28 protein-coding genes and 1 tRNA gene are annotated in these 15204 nt (G+C 68.4%); 3 read left to right on the forward strand and 26 right to left on the reverse strand.

Features of this window, described 5'->3' with window-relative positions; all coding sequences use genetic code 11:
- Positions 1-34 precede the first annotated feature (34 nt).
- From WAL33_RS19925 to ftsE, 4 genes are read right to left on the reverse strand one after another with little or no spacing between them, the layout of a single operon-like run.
- A complete protein-coding gene (locus WAL33_RS19925; RefSeq protein WP_422183564.1) occupies positions 35-748 on the reverse strand; it encodes a lysophospholipid acyltransferase family protein in 714 nt (237 codons plus the stop codon).
- Positions 745-1401, reverse strand: coding sequence for a YdcF family protein (locus WAL33_RS19930; RefSeq protein ID WP_422183566.1), 657 nt, complete (start codon positions 1399-1401; stop codon positions 745-747). Before WAL33_RS19930 ends, WAL33_RS19925 begins: the two co-directional genes overlap by 4 nt.
- Positions 1398-2288 (reverse strand): cell division protein FtsX, encoded by an 891-nt coding sequence (locus WAL33_RS19935; RefSeq protein WP_422183568.1) that lies wholly within the window; start codon positions 2286-2288, stop codon positions 1398-1400. Before WAL33_RS19935 ends, WAL33_RS19930 begins: the two co-directional genes overlap by 4 nt.
- Positions 2285-3052: a cell division ATP-binding protein FtsE gene (gene ftsE / locus WAL33_RS19940; RefSeq protein ID WP_422183569.1), complete on the reverse strand. Its 768-nt coding sequence runs from the start codon at positions 3050-3052 to the stop codon at positions 2285-2287. The genes WAL33_RS19935 and ftsE overlap by 4 nt, the downstream gene beginning before the upstream one ends.
- 83 nt (positions 3053-3135) lie before the next feature.
- On the opposite strand from ftsE, the gene WAL33_RS19945 reads away from it, so the two are divergent.
- The gene (locus tag WAL33_RS19945; RefSeq protein WP_422183572.1) at positions 3136-4050 is read left to right on the forward strand and encodes an MJ0042-type zinc finger domain-containing protein; all 915 of its coding nucleotides are present in this window, start codon (positions 3136-3138) and stop codon (positions 4048-4050) included.
- 15 nt (positions 4051-4065) lie between these two features.
- On the forward strand, positions 4066-4593 hold the full coding sequence (locus WAL33_RS19950) for a phosphoribosyltransferase (protein WP_422183574.1): 528 nt from the start codon (positions 4066-4068) through the stop codon (positions 4591-4593).
- 37 nt (positions 4594-4630) lie between these two features.
- Here WAL33_RS19950 and WAL33_RS19955 read toward each other — a convergent pair whose 3' ends face one another.
- Positions 4631-5389 carry an SIMPL domain-containing protein gene (locus tag WAL33_RS19955; protein WP_422183576.1) on the reverse strand — a complete coding sequence of 253 codons (759 nt, stop codon included), beginning with the start codon at positions 5387-5389 and terminating at the stop codon, positions 4631-4633.
- Between the two features lie 199 nt (positions 5390-5588).
- Here WAL33_RS19955 and WAL33_RS19960 point away from each other — a divergent pair.
- A tRNA-Ile gene (locus WAL33_RS19960) sits at positions 5589-5664 on the forward strand.
- Positions 5665-5741: 77 nt separating this feature from the next.
- Here the strand turns inward: WAL33_RS19960 and WAL33_RS19965 are convergent.
- The 21 genes from WAL33_RS19965 to WAL33_RS20065 form a co-directional block, all read right to left on the reverse strand.
- Positions 5742-5903, reverse strand: coding sequence for a hypothetical protein (locus tag WAL33_RS19965; protein WP_422183578.1), 162 nt, complete (start codon positions 5901-5903; stop codon positions 5742-5744).
- Complete coding sequence (locus WAL33_RS19970; protein WP_422183580.1) at positions 5900-6178, reverse strand: hypothetical protein; 279 nt, start codon at positions 6176-6178, stop codon at positions 5900-5902. The genes WAL33_RS19965 and WAL33_RS19970 overlap by 4 nt, the downstream gene beginning before the upstream one ends.
- A 3-nt stretch (positions 6179-6181) precedes the next feature.
- Positions 6182-7261, reverse strand: coding sequence for a tyrosine-type recombinase/integrase (locus tag WAL33_RS19975; RefSeq protein ID WP_422183582.1), 1080 nt, complete (start codon positions 7259-7261; stop codon positions 6182-6184).
- A complete protein-coding gene (locus WAL33_RS19980) occupies positions 7261-7464 on the reverse strand; it encodes a hypothetical protein (RefSeq protein ID WP_422183584.1) in 204 nt (67 codons plus the stop codon). The genes WAL33_RS19975 and WAL33_RS19980 overlap by 1 nt, the downstream gene beginning before the upstream one ends.
- A gap of 4 nt (positions 7465-7468) precedes the next feature.
- On the reverse strand, positions 7469-7792 hold the full coding sequence (locus WAL33_RS19985; RefSeq protein ID WP_422183585.1) for a hypothetical protein: 324 nt from the start codon (positions 7790-7792) through the stop codon (positions 7469-7471).
- Positions 7789-8289 (reverse strand): hypothetical protein, encoded by a 501-nt coding sequence (locus tag WAL33_RS19990; RefSeq protein WP_422183587.1) that lies wholly within the window; start codon positions 8287-8289, stop codon positions 7789-7791. Before WAL33_RS19990 ends, WAL33_RS19985 begins: the two co-directional genes overlap by 4 nt.
- Positions 8290-8305: 16 nt before the next feature.
- The gene (locus WAL33_RS19995) at positions 8306-8677 is read right to left on the reverse strand and encodes a hypothetical protein (protein WP_422183588.1); all 372 of its coding nucleotides are present in this window, start codon (positions 8675-8677) and stop codon (positions 8306-8308) included.
- Between the two features lies 1 nt (position 8678).
- A complete protein-coding gene (locus WAL33_RS20000) occupies positions 8679-9173 on the reverse strand; it encodes a hypothetical protein (protein WP_422183590.1) in 495 nt (164 codons plus the stop codon).
- Complete coding sequence (locus tag WAL33_RS20005; RefSeq protein ID WP_422183592.1) at positions 9173-9463, reverse strand: hypothetical protein; 291 nt, start codon at positions 9461-9463, stop codon at positions 9173-9175. Before WAL33_RS20005 ends, WAL33_RS20000 begins: the two co-directional genes overlap by 1 nt.
- Entirely contained in the window at positions 9463-9747 is a 285-nt protein-coding gene (locus tag WAL33_RS20010; protein ID WP_422183593.1) for a hypothetical protein, read from the reverse strand. Before WAL33_RS20010 ends, WAL33_RS20005 begins: the two co-directional genes overlap by 1 nt.
- Positions 9747-10040, reverse strand: a complete 294-nt coding sequence (locus tag WAL33_RS20015; RefSeq protein WP_422183595.1) for a hypothetical protein — start codon at positions 10038-10040, stop codon at positions 9747-9749. Before WAL33_RS20015 ends, WAL33_RS20010 begins: the two co-directional genes overlap by 1 nt.
- Positions 10037-10381, reverse strand: coding sequence for a hypothetical protein (locus tag WAL33_RS20020; RefSeq protein ID WP_422183597.1), 345 nt, complete (start codon positions 10379-10381; stop codon positions 10037-10039). The genes WAL33_RS20015 and WAL33_RS20020 overlap by 4 nt, the downstream gene beginning before the upstream one ends.
- Positions 10378-10611, reverse strand: coding sequence for a hypothetical protein (locus tag WAL33_RS20025; protein WP_422183599.1), 234 nt, complete (start codon positions 10609-10611; stop codon positions 10378-10380). Before WAL33_RS20025 ends, WAL33_RS20020 begins: the two co-directional genes overlap by 4 nt.
- A 1-nt stretch (position 10612) precedes the next feature.
- Positions 10613-10810, reverse strand: coding sequence for a hypothetical protein (locus WAL33_RS20030; protein ID WP_422183601.1), 198 nt, complete (start codon positions 10808-10810; stop codon positions 10613-10615).
- 2 nt (positions 10811-10812) lie between these two features.
- Positions 10813-12600, reverse strand: a complete 1788-nt coding sequence (locus WAL33_RS20035; protein ID WP_422183603.1) for a ParB/RepB/Spo0J family partition protein — start codon at positions 12598-12600, stop codon at positions 10813-10815.
- 100 nt (positions 12601-12700) lie between these two features.
- The gene (locus tag WAL33_RS20040) at positions 12701-13540 is read right to left on the reverse strand and encodes a DUF2303 family protein (protein WP_422183605.1); all 840 of its coding nucleotides are present in this window, start codon (positions 13538-13540) and stop codon (positions 12701-12703) included.
- A gap of 51 nt (positions 13541-13591) precedes the next feature.
- Complete coding sequence (locus WAL33_RS20045) at positions 13592-13972, reverse strand: hypothetical protein (protein WP_422183606.1); 381 nt, start codon at positions 13970-13972, stop codon at positions 13592-13594.
- Between the two features lie 15 nt (positions 13973-13987).
- Entirely contained in the window at positions 13988-14110 is a 123-nt protein-coding gene (locus tag WAL33_RS20050) for a hypothetical protein (RefSeq protein ID WP_422183608.1), read from the reverse strand.
- The gene (locus WAL33_RS20055) at positions 14107-14280 is read right to left on the reverse strand and encodes a hypothetical protein (protein WP_422183609.1); all 174 of its coding nucleotides are present in this window, start codon (positions 14278-14280) and stop codon (positions 14107-14109) included. The genes WAL33_RS20050 and WAL33_RS20055 overlap by 4 nt, the downstream gene beginning before the upstream one ends.
- Positions 14277-14657 carry a hypothetical protein gene (locus WAL33_RS20060; protein ID WP_422183611.1) on the reverse strand — a complete coding sequence of 127 codons (381 nt, stop codon included), beginning with the start codon at positions 14655-14657 and terminating at the stop codon, positions 14277-14279. The genes WAL33_RS20055 and WAL33_RS20060 overlap by 4 nt, the downstream gene beginning before the upstream one ends.
- Positions 14657-15115 (reverse strand): hypothetical protein, encoded by a 459-nt coding sequence (locus tag WAL33_RS20065; protein ID WP_422183612.1) that lies wholly within the window; start codon positions 15113-15115, stop codon positions 14657-14659. Before WAL33_RS20065 ends, WAL33_RS20060 begins: the two co-directional genes overlap by 1 nt.
- Positions 15116-15204: the final 89 nt, after the last annotated feature.

Here is a 15204-nt window from a genome sequence, read left to right on the forward strand (position 1 = left end):
GTTGGGGACACGCCGCAAGGGCATGTCCCCGACTCTAGAGCCCCTCGTCCTCCAGGGCCTTGGTCGCCGTGTCGATCCGGGTCTGCAGCTCGCGCATGAACTCGCCGCGCTTCAGGCCGGCGGGGATGGGCGGCAGGTATTCGAAGACGATCACGCCGGGCGGCATCAGGAATTTGCCCCGGGGCCAGTGGACGCCGCAGTTCAGGGCCAAGGGCGTGACCGGAAGGTTCATTTCGCGATAAAGCGCCGCGATTCCGGGCTTGTAGTCGCCGGGCTGACCGACCTTGCCACGCGTGCCTTCGGGGAAGATCACCACCTGGCGATCGTCCTTCATGCGGTCGACGGAGTCGCGGACCAGCTTTTTCAAGGCCGTCGAGTGACCCTCGCGATCGACAACGACCATGCCGGCCTTGAGGCCATGCCAGCCGAACAGCGGCACGTTCAGCAGTTCCTTCTTCATCACGAAGCAGGCGTCGGGCAGCAGGGCGAACTGGCTGAAGACATCGAACATCGACTGGTGCTTGGCCGCGACCAGGGCCGGCCCGGTCGGTTTGAATTCCGCGCCGCGCACCTCGACCCTGATTCCCGCTAGCCAGCGCAGGCCCCAGATCAGGCCCCTGGACCATGTCGACAGCGCCCAGGTGTTCACCCGGCGCGGCAGCGGCAGGGTCAGCAGCATGGCCAGGGCGGTGAACACCGACCAGATCCAGAAGAACAGCTGGAACAGGAACGAACGCAGATAGATCAAGACGCTTCCTTCGCCGGTTCACCGGCTCTTGGGCCGGCTTCTTGTCCGGCTTTCTCGTCGGCCTTTTCCTTGGGGCCCAGGCTGAGGAACGCCTCACGGCCCAGGATCGCCAGATACTTGCAGTATTCCACGATCATGCGCCGCGCGCCCGTGCCGCCTTTCCACCAGCGGTGGGCGTTCAGGCTCTCGGTGACCACGGGATAGGGGTGCAGGGCCACGTCCGGCATGGTGGCGCGCAGCTCCAGCATCGAGCGCGGCATGTGGTAGTCGGCCGTGACCACGATCAGGCTCTCATAGCCCTTGGCCTTGGCCCACTCGGCGGTCTCGCTGGCGTTGCCGACGGTGTCGGCGGCCGCGTAGCCCAGGTCGATGCAGCATTCATAGATCGGCCGCACGGCCTTGGTGACGCCCAGCACATCCTCGCGGGAGGCTTCGCGGTTGACGCCCGAGATCAGCAGGCGCTTGCCCTTGCCGGCCTCCAGGAGCTTGGTCGCCGCCTCCAGCCGCACGTTGGAGGCGCCGGTCAGCACCACCACCCCGTCCGACACCGGCGGTTCCGCGGGCGGCGTGGACTGATCGACGCGGCTGGTGAAGGCCAGCAGACCCACGAACCAGACCATCACCATGATCAGCAGCGCTGCGATGCTCTTCACGGCATGCCTCTCAATAGGCGCAGGGAGGCCGCGCGGGCCGTGATCCCGGCCACCAGCGCCGCCACCAGCGGGCAGGGCAGGGGCGCCAGAAGATCGATCCAGGCCAGCGGCAGGACCGGCGTCAGTCCCTGGCCGCCCCCCACGAGCCGCGCCGCCGCCCCGATCATGGCCGCGCCGGCTCCGCCCAGCAAGCCGGCGATGAAGGCCATGCCCGCGAAGCGGTTCTGGAACAGGTTGGCGATGAAGCCGTCCTCGGCCCCCGACAGGTGCAGCACCTCGACGATGTCGTGGCGAGCGGTCAGGGCGGCGCGAGTGGCGAAAACGATCACGGCGGCGGCCGCCGTGGCGATCAGGCCGAAGACGCCGATGGCGGCCCAGCCGGCCAGGCGCGCGGCATGCTCGATGTCGGCGATCCAGCGGCTGTGGTCATCGACCACCGCGTCGACATTGGCCTCCTTGAGCGCCTTGTTCAGCGTGGCGGTGGTGGCGGGGGCTTTCGGATCGAGGTCCAGGGTCACCAGGCGCGGCACGGGCAGGTCGGCGATCAGGGCCTCGCGGCCGATCCACGGCTCCAGCAGGGCCTCGGCCTTTTCCCGGGGCAGGGCGCGAGCCTCGCTGACGCCCTTGACCCCCGACAGGGTCTCGGCGGCGCGCGCGGCGGCGCTGTCGGGGGTTTCGCTGGACCGGGGACGGACCACCACGGTGGCCGAGCCCGTCAGCTGGGCGGTCCAGCCCGAGGCGGCGCGCGTCGAGGCGATCGCGGCCAGGGCCGTCAGGCAGGCCAGGAAGCACAGCACGGCGACCACGAACACCAGCGAACCGTCCCGCGCGTCGCGCGGCGGCAGCAACTGGCCGGGCTTCCAGCGGGCGATGGAGAACTCGCTCACGCGTCGTCCTCCTCGTCTTCGTAGTTGTCGTCGTCTTCGTAGCCGTAGGCCTCGCCGCGGTCTTCCTCGGCGAAGTCGACCAGCCGACCATGCTCCAGGTGCAGGGTCGGCCGGTTGGCGCGAGCGACCAGATCCTCGTCGTGGGTGGCGATCAGCACCGTGGTGCCCAGGCGGTTCAGCTCGACGAACAGCCGCAGCAGGCGCAGCGACATGGCCGGATCGACATTGCCGGTCGGCTCGTCGGCCAGCAGCACGTCGGGACGATCGACCACGGCGCGGGCGATGGCCAGGCGCTGCTTCTCACCGCCCGACAGGGTGGCGGGCAGGGCGTGCATGCGGTCGCCCAGACCCACCCACTGCAGCAGCTCGGCGACATCCTCGCGATAGGTCTTGGGTTTGCGGCCGGCGATGCGCAGCGGCAGGGCGGCGTTGTCGAACACCGACAGGTGGTCCAGCAGGCGGAAGTCCTGGAACACCACCCCGATCCGGCGGCGGACGAAGGGCAGGTCCTCGGTCCGGGTCAGGCTGATGTCGCGCCCGAACAGCTCGACACGGCCCCGTGACGCGCGGTGAGCCAGGTAGATCAGCTTCAGCAGCGAACTTTTTCCCGCGCCCGACGGACCGGTGAGGAAATGGAAAGACCCTGGGTATAGGGTGAAGGTGAGATCGCTGAGCGTTTCCGGCCCGCGTCCATACCGCATCGAAACACCCTCGAAGCGGACGACAGGGGCGGTGTCGCCATCCTGGACGTCATCGATGCGCAAGTGTGTGTCGCGGGGTCTTGTGGACATGGTTGGCAAAATCGGCGACCTCGTATGTAGGAGCGGGGAGCGTCCGATTCGCGGCCATGATACTGACCTGTCCCGAGTGCGCCAGTCGCTATTTCGTCGATGACTCCAAGGTCGGCGCGGCTGGTCGTGTCGTGCGTTGCGCCTCCTGCGGCGCGCGTTGGACGGCCCGTAACGAAGAAGCTCTGGATCTGTTCGAAGAGCCTTCGGCCGCCGACCTGGCGTCCGACCCGAACCTGACCGCGCTGAACGGCGCGTCCAATCCCGCCGACGATCCCGAGACCCCGGTCAATGAACTGCCGGGCGAAGAACTGCCCAAGGTGTTCCGGGCCCGCGCCGACGCCGAGCGCCGCCTGAAGGAAGCCAAGACCACCGGCGTCATCTGGGGCGGCCTGGTCGCGGTGATGGTCGTGCTGCTGGTCGCCGCCGGCGTCTTCCGCATGAACATCGCCCATATGTGGCCCAGAACGGCCGGCGCCTACGCCTTCGCCCGCATGCCCGTGAACAATGTCGGCCTGGTGGTCGAGGGCCTGAAGGCCGTGCCGACGATGCAGAACGGCCATGCCGCCATCACCATCACCGGCGTGCTGCGCAACATCACCGATCATGCGGTGACCACCCCGCCGCTGCGCGTGGCCCTGCTGAACAAGAACGAGAAGCGGGTGGCCGGAAAGCTGGCCGCCGCCGCCGATCCGGTGATCCCGCCCAGCCAGACCCGGCACTTCTCGGTGACCCTGCTGGATCCGCCCCGCACGGCCAACACCCTGGAGATCGGCTTCGCCCTGGAGCCCGGCGCCGCCAAGGCGGCCGGCAAGCCTGGTCATGTCGAAAAGGCCGCCAATCCCCAGCCGCCTTCGCTGCGCGGCGCCCAGAACCATCCGCCGGGCACCCCCCCAGCGGCGCAAGGGGCTGGACACGAGCCCCCCGGTCATGAGACCGGAGCGGTCGAAACGGCCCCCGCCGACCATCACTGACCAAGAAATCCTGATATGACCGAGCGCCTCGCCCCCGAAGTCCTGATTTCCCAGGAAGAAATCGCCGAGCGGGTGGAGGCGCTGGCCAAGGCCATCGCCCCACGCATCGACAACGACACCGTCGTCGTCTGCCTGCTGACCGGCGGCCTGTGGTTCGCCGCCGACCTGACCCGGGCCCTGTGGCGCGCCGGCCGCGACGTGCGCTTCGACGCCCTGTGGCTGGCCTCCTACCATGACGAGCGCAAGAGCTCGGGCCGCTGCGAGGTCCGCGCCGACCTGCAGCGCCCGCTGGTCGGCCGCCGCGCCCTGGTGGTGGACGACGTGCTCGACACCGGCCTGTCGCTGGGCGAGGCCGCCAAGCTGGTCAAGGACGCCGGCGCCAGCGAAGTGCTGACGGCCGTCTTCGCCCGCAAGCCCTGGGACAAGCCGCGCATCGAGCCCGACTTCATCGCCTGGGAAGCCCCGGCCCGCTATCTGGTCGGTTACGGCCTGGACGACGAGGGCAAGAGCCGCGGCCTGCCGTACATCGGCGCGATGGACTAGGCCTTGCCCTCTCCCGCGAGGGGAGAGGGACCAGATCCTATTTCGCCAGCTCGTAAGTCGCCGAGACGTCGATCCGCACCTTCAGCTCGCCGGCCGAGACCGGGCTGGAGCTGTCGGCCATTTCGCGCTTGGCCATGGCGTACATCGGCATCGGGGGCGGCGAGGGGGTGTAGCCGCCGCCTTCGCCCAGGCTGACCAGCCGGACGATCTTGTAGCCGGTGGCCCGGGCGTAGAGATCGGCCTTGGCCTGCAGGGCCTTGACCGCGTCCATCCGCGCGGCGTCCTCGGCGGCCTTGGGATCCTGCAGGCCGAAGCTGACGCCGCCCACATTGGTGGCCCCGGCGCCGACCGTGGCGTCGACCGTCTGGCCCAGCCTGGTCAGGTCGCGCACCTGGATGGTCACCTGGTTGTTGGCCTGGTAGCCGCTCAGCTTCGGCGGATTGTTCTCCACATAGACGTACTGCGGATTGACGCTGAGGTTGGAGGTCTGGATGTCGCGCTCGGCGATTCCGGCCTTCTTCAGGGCGGCGATCACCTTGTTCATCTGGACGGCGTTGGCGCTCATGGCCCCGGCGGCGGTCGCGCCGTCGGTCTGGACGCCCAGGGTGATGGTCGCCAGGTCGGGGGTCACCTTGCTCTCGCCGGAGGCCGACAGGTTCAGCGTCGTGGCGCGGAAGGCCGCGTCGGCGGTGTCGGCGTGCGCGGGCAGGGCCGTAGCGGCGGAGGTCAGCAGGGCGCCGACCAGGGCGATCGAGGCGGCCTTGGGAAAGGAAGGGCGGCTCATCAGGGCGGTCATAGTCATTATTCTCCATGCGGCTAGGATGGGCGCCGCGACCTTGATCGTCCCATCCGCCGATCCCAACAAGCGTTACCGGCGGCGGACGGTTCCACTCCTGACAGCTCCAACCTGAACCGGACCTTTAAGCCGCGTGCAGCCCATGCTAATCGACCCGTCCTCCCGAAGGGGTCGCGCCGCGCGCTTTCCCTCGTCTTGGGGGCCTGTAGCTCAATGGTTAGAGCCGACCGCTCATAACGGTCTGGTTGGGGGTTCGAGTCCCTCCAGGCCTACCACTACCCGGAATTTCGCTAGTGAATTCAAGGTGCTGGCGAAGGTTTGACAGTCAGGTTTGACAGCGGATGTTCGCTGTTCAGTCCTTCGGCCGTCCCTTTCGGTTCCGCCAGTCTTTCAGCATCTCGCCAAAGAACCCGCGTAGGTAGCTGGTGATGCCGCTGACGATGACGATCCCGATAAGGACCCAGGCAATGTCGGTCGTGGTCACGGCGCGAAGGCTTTCGATAATCTCGGTCATGCGGATTCGCGGCGTTGTGAGTGTGGCATGGCGGCGTAAGCGGCGAACAAGGCGTCGAATGTCTGGGGACCACTCCAGCCAGTAGGCACCATGATCGGCCGGACCTTCTCGCCGTCATGGATCTCGCGGGCCTCATAGACGACATCTTGGCCGCGCGTGGCCATGAGGCTGGTTCCGATATAGGGCGCGTTGTTCGGAGCGCGGACATAGCTCCCGTGCAGGATTTCCTTGGTCTGGCCAGCCCACGGGCCGCCAATGAACAGGTATGTTGTCATGTGTCAGTGTCCCTCCAGCTTCCCGATCGCCGCACGCGCCAGCTTCGCCTGACCGACGGTCTTGGTGTACCGTTCCACTTCCTTGAGCGTGCGGTGGCCCGACACCGACTGCAGTTCGTGCGGGGTGCAGCCGGCTTCGGCCAGGCGGCGCGAGCCGGCCTTGCGCAGGCCGTGCGGAGTGCTGCCTTCGGGCAGGCCCGCCAGCTGGGCGCGTTCGCCGAACCACTTGGTGAAGCCCGCCTCGGTGAAGGGGCGGCCGTACTCGGTGACCAGATAGGTCAGGTTGTCCTTGGGCTGCTGGTCCAGGACGGCCTTCAGGTCCGGGTGCAGCGGGATGATCAGTTCGACGGTGCTGTTGCCCTTCTTCTGAACGAAGTGCAGGGCGTCGATCGCGACCTCGGCGCCGGCGCGGGCGACCGGCATCTGGCGGCGGTGCTGGCGGCCCAGGGTGACGACGTCTGACCGGCGCACCAGGGTGTAGAGCAGCAGGGCCAGGGCCAGGCGTTCCTTGCTGCCCGGCTTCCAATGGTCTTCGAACTTGGCGATGTCGGCGTCGGTCCAGGCGCGGAAGCCCTTGCCTTCCTTGGGCAGCTTGACGTCGAGGAACGGGTTTTCAGTGACCAGCTGGCGGGCCTTGCCGAAGGCCCAGAGGGTGCGCAGGCGCTTGATCAGGTTGCGGGTCGCGCCGGGGGTGTCCTTGCCGGCGTCGATGATCGCGAAGGCGTGGCGGGTGCGGATGCCGCGGGCCGGCAGGTCGCCATAGCGCGCGCCGTTCTTGCCCTTGGTGTCGCGGAAACGATCGAGCATCGGCCGATAGGTTCGGTGGGTCAGCGGGTTAAGCTCTTTCCAGTCGCTGGACTGGTAATAGGCGGTGACCAGGGCGTCGATCGATCCGGGCTTGGCGCGGCCCTCGCCGGCCGTGACCTTGGTCTCGTGCGCGGCCTGGTAGGCGATCATGAACTCTTCGGAGCCGGGATCTCCCGGCAGGGCGACGCGAGCGTGGCCTGGGCGGCGGTAGTAGTGCCGCACGCGGCCGTGCCGGTCCTTGAAACGCTGGACGTAAAGCAGCGTCAGGCTGGTCATCAGAAGGCGTCGTCACAGAGCTGTTCAGCGGAGTCGTCAGGTAGCGCGTCGGCCGGGGGCGCCGTCAAGCCCTGGTCGTCAGCCTCGGTGATGTGAATGACGCCGTCGCGGCCGATCCAGACGTGCGGGCGCAGACCAGCGGCCTTCGCCGCGCGGATGGCCCGGGTCACGTCCTGCTGGCGGAAGTTGCGCGCGGCGCCCATGGATTTAGGGCTCCCCGTCTTCGGCGGGGGTCCAGACGCAGTCGAGGGCCACGCGCGCCAGGAATCGAACAAGAAGGCTGGGGCGGTGTCCGATGTGGAAGCGGGTCTGGCCGCCGCCTGGCAAGCCGAGCGGGCCGAGCGTCCAATGGCCAGCGGGCTTTGGGGGCTGATAGATCCTGAAGCCGGGGTCTTCTCCAGCGCCCAGCGCGATGTGCCAATAGGCGGCGGCTTGAGTGCATTCCGCGGCGGTGCAGCCGTCAGTCATCCCACTGGCCGGGCAAAGTTCCGGGTGGCGCCGCGCGCTCTCTTCGCGCTCGGTGGCGCTCATCGGCCCGAGTCCCGGCGTTCCTGGGCGGCGAGTGCTTGCTCGGCCTGGGCGTCACGCACGACGCGCTGACGCTCGGCCAGGATCATGGCCACTGCCTTGTCGAGGCATCGCAACTGATCGGCTACCCTGCCGCCACCGTCGCTGTCGAAAGGCCTGAAGGCGTCAGGGTGCCATTCGTTCGGCCATCCGCTGATGGCGCCCATCACGCCGCCCGCTGTTGCTGGAGCGTTGAGGATTAGGGCTGCGGCGAGATAGGCCTGGGCGCCCTCCGCCAGTTGGCCGTGGGTGTACTCGTCGTCAGCATTGGCAGTCATGCCCTTGACCGTCATCTGGCGGACCCGTTCGGTCAGCCCGGCCACAACGGCGGCGGCCAGGCCGGTGGCGTCGCGCAGGGTCAGCCCTTCGATCGAGGCCGTTCCAAGCGATAGCGCGCCGCTGCGCACCTCGAATTCCAGGGGGATGACGACATCCCTGATGTTGAGTGTCTGTTGGGCCATGTTCAGTTTCCTTGGGTTAGGAGCGAACCAGGTTCGTCTGGGGGCCTTGGAAGAGGTCGGGAGTGGGGCCCGCCATGGCGCGGCGGCGCGTCTCGCGGGTGGTCGCGGCGTGGTGCGGGGCGTCGTAGGTGAGGTGGCAGCGCTGACACCACGCCTTGAGGTTGGGGCGGTCGCCGGGCGTGCCGACGTTCTCCGGGACGTGGTCGAGATGGGCGACGGTCAGCACGACCTTCGACCCGGTGTCGGTGTGTTCCTCGCCGTTGATCTCGCGGCAGTCCGGATAGGCAGGCGAGCCCTCGCAACGGTTGCCGGCGCGGGCGCGGACCTCCAGGCTGATGGCCTTCCAGTCGGCCGGGTAGCGGGCGCGGTTCTCGGGGCGGATGGGCATGTCAGGCGACCCCGAACAGGTCGCCTGACGGCGCGCTGTCCAGCAACCGCCACCAGCCTTGCTGGCCCTTCATGGGGAGCGGGGTCTCGAACGGGATCGGATCGGCCATGCGCCAGGCGAACCGCTCAGCGCTCCAGTAGCCGAACGCCTCGTCGTTCGCGTGAGCGGGCCGCGCGGCGTACTGGCCGGACATGGGCTGACAAGCGGCCAGGATCGCTGTGCCGATCAAGGCGCCGTAAGGGACGTTCTGCCGCCACGGCAGACCGAAGGTCGCGTTGGCGGCCTCGTCGTTCAACAGGCTGGTCTCATTCAGCGGGCAGCGGCGCTGTGCGGCGTGGATCGCCACGCGCTGGCCGATCAGCCGGGCGGGTGCTGGCCAATGGCGGGTTTCATGGACCTTGAGGTGCGGGAACATCAGCGCTGAGGCCCAGGGCTGCCAGAGCGAGATCGCCCAAATTCCCTGGCAGTCGGCAGGTAGCGGGAGGGCGGCGGCCATCAGTGGCGTTCCCCAAACAGATCACCGGTCGGCGCCGCCGGCGGATGGTTGGCCAATATCCAGGCCTGGGCCTCGCGGGCGACCGCGACGTACTCTGCGCTGGGTCGGCCGGTGATTTCCTGGCCGGGCACGTAGCAGCGCCAGATGCGGCGTTGCAGCTGGGGCGGCAGTTGAAACCAGTGCGGCTTGCAGCCCCACATGGCCGGCGGCACCTGCTTGGTGCAGCCCGGCCAATGGCAGTGGTGGTCGCGGTTCTGGGGCTGGCTGCGGACGTAGTCGGCCTTGGTCATCAGGTGTGACTCTTGACCTTGCCGCGCGAGGCCTGGGCCATGCGGATCTGTGGCAGCATTTCATCGATCGTGTCGATCACGGCCTTGCGCAGGGCTTCGTCGGTCAGCCCGCCGACGGCGCCGTACTCCAGCACGGCCGTGATCGCCCCTTGGATGAACGGCGCTCCGTTGCCGGGGCCGTCGTGAACGTGGTCATGGACGGTCGCGAGGATCGTGTGGACCTTGTCGCGGACGCGGTCGGCGAGGAAGTGATGCTCGGCGACGGTGAGGGGGTGGCCGGTCACTAGGCGTGACCCTCGACTATTCCGCGTGAGGCCTGGGCCATGCGGATCTGCGGGAGGGCTTGTTCGATGACCGTGCCAAGCACCGACTTGATCTGGTCGTCGGTGATGTCGGAGTCGGTCATGTACTGCAGCAGACCGCCGCCCGTGCCGGAGATCAGCGGGCCGCCGTTGCCGCCCGAGGGGCCGTAGGTGATGGCGTGCATGCTGGAGATCAGGCCAAACACCGCGCTAGCGGCGCTGTTGGCGATATCCTGGTACTCTTCGATATCCATGGTCATGGATGCGTCGGTCATTTTCCAGACTCCGAAATGATCCCGGTCGGCCGGGCGATGCCTGGGCCGCAAAGCAGGTCCATCAGCTCGAACCCGGCGCCGACCTCGTGGTCGCCCTCAAGAGCCCGTGCGTGCTCGAACCATTCCTGGGTGATCAGGGCGCCCATGGCGTCGACTTCGCGGCCGTGCATCACGATCTCGTCGCCCGGTGCGTAGTCCGGCTTGACCGCGACGGTGACGTCGGCGGCGTCGAGGAAGGTGGTTTCGCCGTTGGGCAGGCGCACCAGCATCTGGCCGGGGCGATCCTCGGGTGAGGCCTGGCGCAGCAGGGTGGCGGCGATCGTGCAGGGGACCGGCGTCATGATGATTGCTCCGGTGCGGGGGTGACGGCCTTGAGGTTGGCGCCCCTGGCGGCGGCGAGCCGGGTGACGATCCAGGCCGCCTCATGGGTGAACGGCATGGTGGGCAGGCCGCCCTCCCGACCCAGGTCGAGGTGCTGCTGGCAGTCCTCGAACCAGTGGCTGATCTTCATCAGCGCGGCGCTGACCGGCATGGCCAGCAGGTCGGCGTGCAGGCGGTCGGGGGCGGCCATGTCAGCGTTCCTTCCGGTCGCCGTCCCACAGGATCGGCAGGACGGTGAACGGGCCCAGGGCGATCTGAAGCCAGTCGTAAGCGTCCAGGCCGGTGTGGCGTTCGAGGGCGGATTCGCGGGCGATCTCGTAGCCCCAGGCCGACGAGGCGGCCCAGACGATGGCGAGGATGATCCCGGCGACGGTCAGCAGCGTGTCCATGGTCAGGCGTTCACGTCTTCGGCTTCGCTCTCAGCGTCGTACTCGACGTCTTCGGCGCGAGGGTGCTGGTCGGCCAGGTCGACGCGCATGGCGGACGTGCCGCAGGTGGCGCAGTCCGGGTCGTCAGGCGCGGCGTCGAAGGTGTCGCCGCAGGTCTTGCACTCGAAGGCGACGGTCGTGGCCGGGTCGATGGCTGCGGCCTCGACCTCGGGTTCCAGTTCGGCGGCGGCGTTGACGGCGGCCATGACCAGCTTGAGCCGCAGGCTCTTGTCGGCGCCGCCCCAGGCCTGTTCGAGGTCGACCTGATTGCCGTCGGCGTCCAGCAGGCGGCCCGGACCACGGCCGGGTTCGGGTTCGACGAAGCGCCAGGGCAGGGCGGCGCCGGCGACGTCAAGCAGTTCCTTGACCGCCTCGGCCTTGTGGCCCCGGCTGAAGACCAGGCCCGACAGGTCGGTGGGGGAGGCGGTGGCGGCGTTGGCCTTGGCCAGGCGCGCGGCGTGCACCTGGGCGGCGGCGGCGTGCTCCGCCTCGGTGATCGCCCGCTGTCGAGCCTCTTCCTCGCGCTGATCCAGGATGGCCTGGCCTTCGGCCGAGAGGGCGAATGGGCCGTTGAGCCACGAGGTGATGTGCCGGCCGTCCGCGGCGGCCTGTTCGGCCTTGTCGGCGCCGAAGGCGCGGGCGCGGATGGCCAGGGCGGCGGCGGCAGGGTCGGCCAGCAGTTCCGGGTGCGCGGCGGTGATCCGATCGAAGGCGGTGTGGTTGGCCAACCTGACGTAGAACCGCCCGTCCAGATAGGCCGGGCCGTCGACCGTGATCAGCGCCTTCAGACCATCGGGAATCCATTCGACCGCCTGCGGGCTGCATTCGACCTTGTTCCAATAGGTGGGCTTGCCGCCATCCGGGGTCGCCGCGGCGATCAGCTCGGCCACGATCATCAGCTCGGCCGGATTCAGGTTCAGCGGTTCCGGACGGTTGGCCAGGCGCTGGCGCGCGTCGCGGATCGACAGCGTTCCCTCGTCGAGCTGCGCCTTTTCGGCGGCCGACAACTCGAGAAGCTGCAGGCGCTGCTGCACGAAGCGCTGGGTCTTTCCGACCTTGTCGGCGATTTCCTGGGTGGGCATGTCCAGTTCGACGCGAAGGCGTTCGAAGGCCACGGCCTCTTCCAGATAGGTCATGTCCTGGCGTTGCAGGTTCTCGACCAGGGAAATCACGGCGACCTCGGCGTCGGTCATGTCGCGGATGACGACGGGCACGGGCTGGTCGTCGGCCCATTCGCCCGCCTCGATCAGCTTGCCGATCGCTCGCCAGCGGCGCTCGCCTGCCACCAGCTGGTGCGCCTGGGCGGCCAGGCCTTCAACTGAGAGGGCGGCGTCCGGTTCGCCGGCGAAGGGGCGAACCAGCAGCGGCTGCACCAGCCCTTGCTCGCGGATGCTGACCGCCAGCTCGGCGATGTCTTCGTCGGTGAACTTCTTTCGCGGCTGGTTGGGGTTGGGCACGATATCGGCGTGGGTCAGTCCGACGGCCGGGCGAACCGGGTTCGCGCCGTCGTTGGCGGGGGGCGCGCCGTCCATGGTGGCCAGGGCGGTTTCGCCGGCCTCGGTCAGGGCGGGCCAGGCGACCCAGCCCTCGCCGGTCAGCAGGGCAATGGTCTTGCCGAAGGCCGACTGGTCGCGGCCCAGGTCGCGGGCCATGGCGGTCTTCGTGGTGTGACCGCCCGCCTTGATCAGGCGAAGCACGTCGGCGTTCTGGGTGACCAGCGGCGTCAGCTTGGGCGGAGTCAGGGCGGTCATTGGTTGGGGTGTCCAGATTGTCGGGTAAGGGGTGACCCCCGGCGGCGGGAGGGTGGAGAACCGCCGCCGGGGGTCGGTCGTGCCAAGCCGGGGCTGGGGCTTAGCGCGACGGCTCGAACCGGCCGAAGACGGCCAGGCAGTCGATGGCCGCCTGGGCGGTCAGGAGGTGCTGCTGGAACTGGTCCTGGCGGACGTGTTCCTTGCGGTGCAGCGCGATGCCCAGCAGCAGCTTACCGTTCTCGACCCGGTGGCGAAGGTTGGCGGTCAGGGGCGTCGGGCTATCGCCGAAATAGACCGGAATGTTCAGGATGAACTGCTTGGGCACGGACAGATCGCCGCGAGCGGAGCCGGTCTGGGTGTTCTCGCTGTAATCGAAATTGACGTTGTCGCTCTCGGTCTTGACCCGACCCTTGAACTCGGCGCCCTGGATCGACTGCATGTCCTTGACCGCTTCCAGCAGGTCGGCGCCGATGGGGCTGATGATGTCATAGGCGTTTTCTTCGATGAACCGGGCGAACGTCAGCTGGTCCATCATCTTGTTGTCGATGTCGTTCCAGAGCACCCACTCCATCGAGAAGGGCAGGACGACCTCGGCGACATGGGCGACCAGTTGGGCCTTGTCGGGGCCGTGATAGTCGAGGGCGGCGACGATCGTGTTGCTGTCGACGTCGGCGAACAGCGTCGTGGTGGGCGTCTTGAACTTGATGCCGTAGGCGGTGAGCGACGCAAGGGTCTGCAGGGTGACGGCCTGGCGGGTGTGGTCGGGCGCCAGGGTCTTGCGCCCGTTCTCCGGCGTGATGTCGAAGTGGTTGTGGTCCTTCGGCACGACCAGGAACTGCTGGCCTTCCGGGGTGGCGACAACGGTGGCGGAAACATTCTGAAGGGCCGCCTTGGTAAGGCCAGCGATCTGGCCGGCCTCGGTGTTGGTGTTGATATCCACGGTCTGGGTCTTTCTGCTGGGGTTGAAGGGATGAAGCGGCTCTGGCCGCGCCTAGCCTGCGCCGCGAGCGGGCGGGGTGTAGGCGACGTTGTCGTCGCGGCGGTCGCCGGGCTTGTCGCTGGCGTCGCGGAACATCTGCTGCTGGTCGGGGTCGTTACGGACCAGGTCGTTGTCGCCGGTCAGGAAAGCGATGCCCTGGGGCAGTTCCTCGATCGGCAGCTTGGACTTGATCGCGAATTTCAGGTCGACGGCCGGGTTGGTCGCGTCGACCCGTTGGCCCTTTTGCGGGGCTACCGTCAGGGTCAGGGTCACAGAGCCGGGCTTGCCGGTGACGTTGACCGCCTCATTGACCTTGGCCAGGGCTTCGTTCAGCGCCTCGCTGATCGCGCCTTTGCGGGTCTGCCGCACGAGATCCAAAAACATGACGGCCATGGGCGGGTGGTCCTTTCAGGTGAAGAAGAAGAGGGCGACCAGGGCGAGGCCACAGAGGATCGACAGCGCGGCGACCTGCAGAACCTCGCGAGCGAGGTCGGTCAGCAGCGGGCCGTGGCGGCGCAGGCGGCGGGTCATGACCGGGTTCCCCCGGCCACGGCGAAGCCGAAGGCGAACAGGCCGATAAAGGCCAGCGACCCGGCCAGCTGCGCCTGGGCCATGGCCAGCACGCTGGTAAACGCCGCCCCGACAAGGCCGCCCAGCACTGCGGCCCCGATGCCCAGCGCTATGGCGCGAGCGGCGCTCACAGCCCGCACGCCTTGGCCGCGACCAGCGCCTTGCGGGCCTCGTCGAGGGTGAGGCCTTCCAGGATGGCCAGCAGGTGCAGCGGACCTTTCTCGGCGGCTTCCTTGGTCAGGCGGATCTCGATGTCTTCCGGCGTCGCGCCTTGCACGGCCTGCAGCGAGGCGGCCCAGCGGCCGATGCGCGGCAGGAACGACACCAGGGCGTCGGCGGGGGTGGTGCTGGGTCGGCTGGCCCAGCCGACATGGGCGGCGTAGGGCGGCACCAGGGTGAGGGTGACCTCGCGCTTGCGGGCCATGTCTTCCGCCGTGGCGTGCGGAGCCATCAGCGGCGCGCGGTCGCGGGCCGATGGCTGGGCGAAGAGGGAGGCTTGGCGGGCCATCAGCGATAGCCCTCCGGGCGCCACTGGCTGCTGGGGTGGGGCCTGACGGTCGCGTCGAGGCGAGGCTCGTCGATCTGGTCCAGTTCGAACTGGACCGTTCTCACGGCATCTTCGATCAGCGCCTTCAGGCGCATCTCGACCCAGGTGTGATCTGGAAGAGTCGGCCGAGATCCGCAGCCCATGGTGCGCTGCCCCACCGCGAACACGGAGTGGCGCGGATCGGCGATATCGATCCGCACTTGGCCGCCGGGCAGGCGGCGCTCCACTTCGCGGCGCAGGAAGTGTGCGATGTTGTCGGTGGGCGCCACGATGCGGTCGCCAGGCTGAACCTGGGCCAGCATCCGCGTCGTGCGGCCCGTACCCCTGGCGGACTGCTCGGCCATGGCCAGCCCAGCGGCGAGCGTCGTGGCCAGTGCCATCAGGTCGGGATTGCGGATCTTGATGGTGGGCGCGCTCACAGCCCGAGCACCCGCTGGGCGAGCGTCACCACGGCGCAGCCGACCAGAACGATGATCCAGCCCGGTTCGAAACGGGGGTGGCGAACCGG

The sequence above is a fragment of the Caulobacter sp. genome (assembly GCF_049283275.1).
GTDB lineage: Bacteria > Pseudomonadota > Alphaproteobacteria > Caulobacterales > Caulobacteraceae > Caulobacter.

Bases quoted from the DNA above. Each gene is read 5' to 3' on its own strand.
- WAL33_RS20045 (WP_422183606.1), bottom strand. From the start codon at position 13,972: ATGGCCGTCATGTTTTTGGATCTCGTGCGGCAGACCCGCAAAGGCGCG.
- WAL33_RS19945 (WP_422183572.1), top strand. From the start codon at position 3,136: ATGATACTGACCTGTCCCGAGTGCGCCAGTCGCTATTTCGTCGATGAC.
- WAL33_RS20035 (WP_422183603.1), bottom strand. From the start codon at position 12,600: ATGACCGCCCTGACTCCGCCCAAGCTGACGCCGCTGGTCACCCAGAAC.
- WAL33_RS19955 (WP_422183576.1), bottom strand. From the start codon at position 5,389: ATGACCGCCCTGATGAGCCGCCCTTCCTTTCCCAAGGCCGCCTCGATC.
- WAL33_RS20050 (WP_422183608.1), bottom strand. From the start codon at position 14,110: ATGACCCGCCGCCTGCGCCGCCACGGCCCGCTGCTGACCGACCTCGCT.
- WAL33_RS19990 (WP_422183587.1), bottom strand. From the start codon at position 8,289: ATGGCCCAACAGACACTCAACATCAGGGATGTCGTCATCCCCCTGGAA.
- WAL33_RS20030 (WP_422183601.1), bottom strand. From the start codon at position 10,810: ATGGACACGCTGCTGACCGTCGCCGGGATCATCCTCGCCATCGTCTGG.
- WAL33_RS19995 (WP_422183588.1), bottom strand. From the start codon at position 8,677: ATGCCCATCCGCCCCGAGAACCGCGCCCGCTACCCGGCCGACTGGAAG.
- WAL33_RS20000 (WP_422183590.1), bottom strand. From the start codon at position 9,173: ATGGCCGCCGCCCTCCCGCTACCTGCCGACTGCCAGGGAATTTGGGCG.
- WAL33_RS20025 (WP_422183599.1), bottom strand. From the start codon at position 10,611: ATGGCCGCCCCCGACCGCCTGCACGCCGACCTGCTGGCCATGCCGGTC.
- WAL33_RS19975 (WP_422183582.1), bottom strand. From the start codon at position 7,261: ATGACCAGCCTGACGCTGCTTTACGTCCAGCGTTTCAAGGACCGGCAC.
- WAL33_RS19970 (WP_422183580.1), bottom strand. From the start codon at position 6,178: ATGACAACATACCTGTTCATTGGCGGCCCGTGGGCTGGCCAGACCAAG.
- WAL33_RS20060 (WP_422183611.1), bottom strand. From the start codon at position 14,657: ATGGCCCGCCAAGCCTCCCTCTTCGCCCAGCCATCGGCCCGCGACCGC.
- WAL33_RS19980 (WP_422183584.1), bottom strand. From the start codon at position 7,464: ATGGGCGCCGCGCGCAACTTCCGCCAGCAGGACGTGACCCGGGCCATC.
- WAL33_RS19965 (WP_422183578.1), bottom strand. From the start codon at position 5,903: ATGACCGAGATTATCGAAAGCCTTCGCGCCGTGACCACGACCGACATT.
- WAL33_RS20005 (WP_422183592.1), bottom strand. From the start codon at position 9,463: ATGACCAAGGCCGACTACGTCCGCAGCCAGCCCCAGAACCGCGACCAC.
- WAL33_RS20015 (WP_422183595.1), bottom strand. From the start codon at position 10,040: ATGACCGACGCATCCATGACCATGGATATCGAAGAGTACCAGGATATC.
- WAL33_RS19985 (WP_422183585.1), bottom strand. From the start codon at position 7,792: ATGAGCGCCACCGAGCGCGAAGAGAGCGCGCGGCGCCACCCGGAACTT.
- WAL33_RS19950 (WP_422183574.1), top strand. From the start codon at position 4,066: ATGACCGAGCGCCTCGCCCCCGAAGTCCTGATTTCCCAGGAAGAAATC.
- WAL33_RS20020 (WP_422183597.1), bottom strand. From the start codon at position 10,381: ATGACGCCGGTCCCCTGCACGATCGCCGCCACCCTGCTGCGCCAGGCC.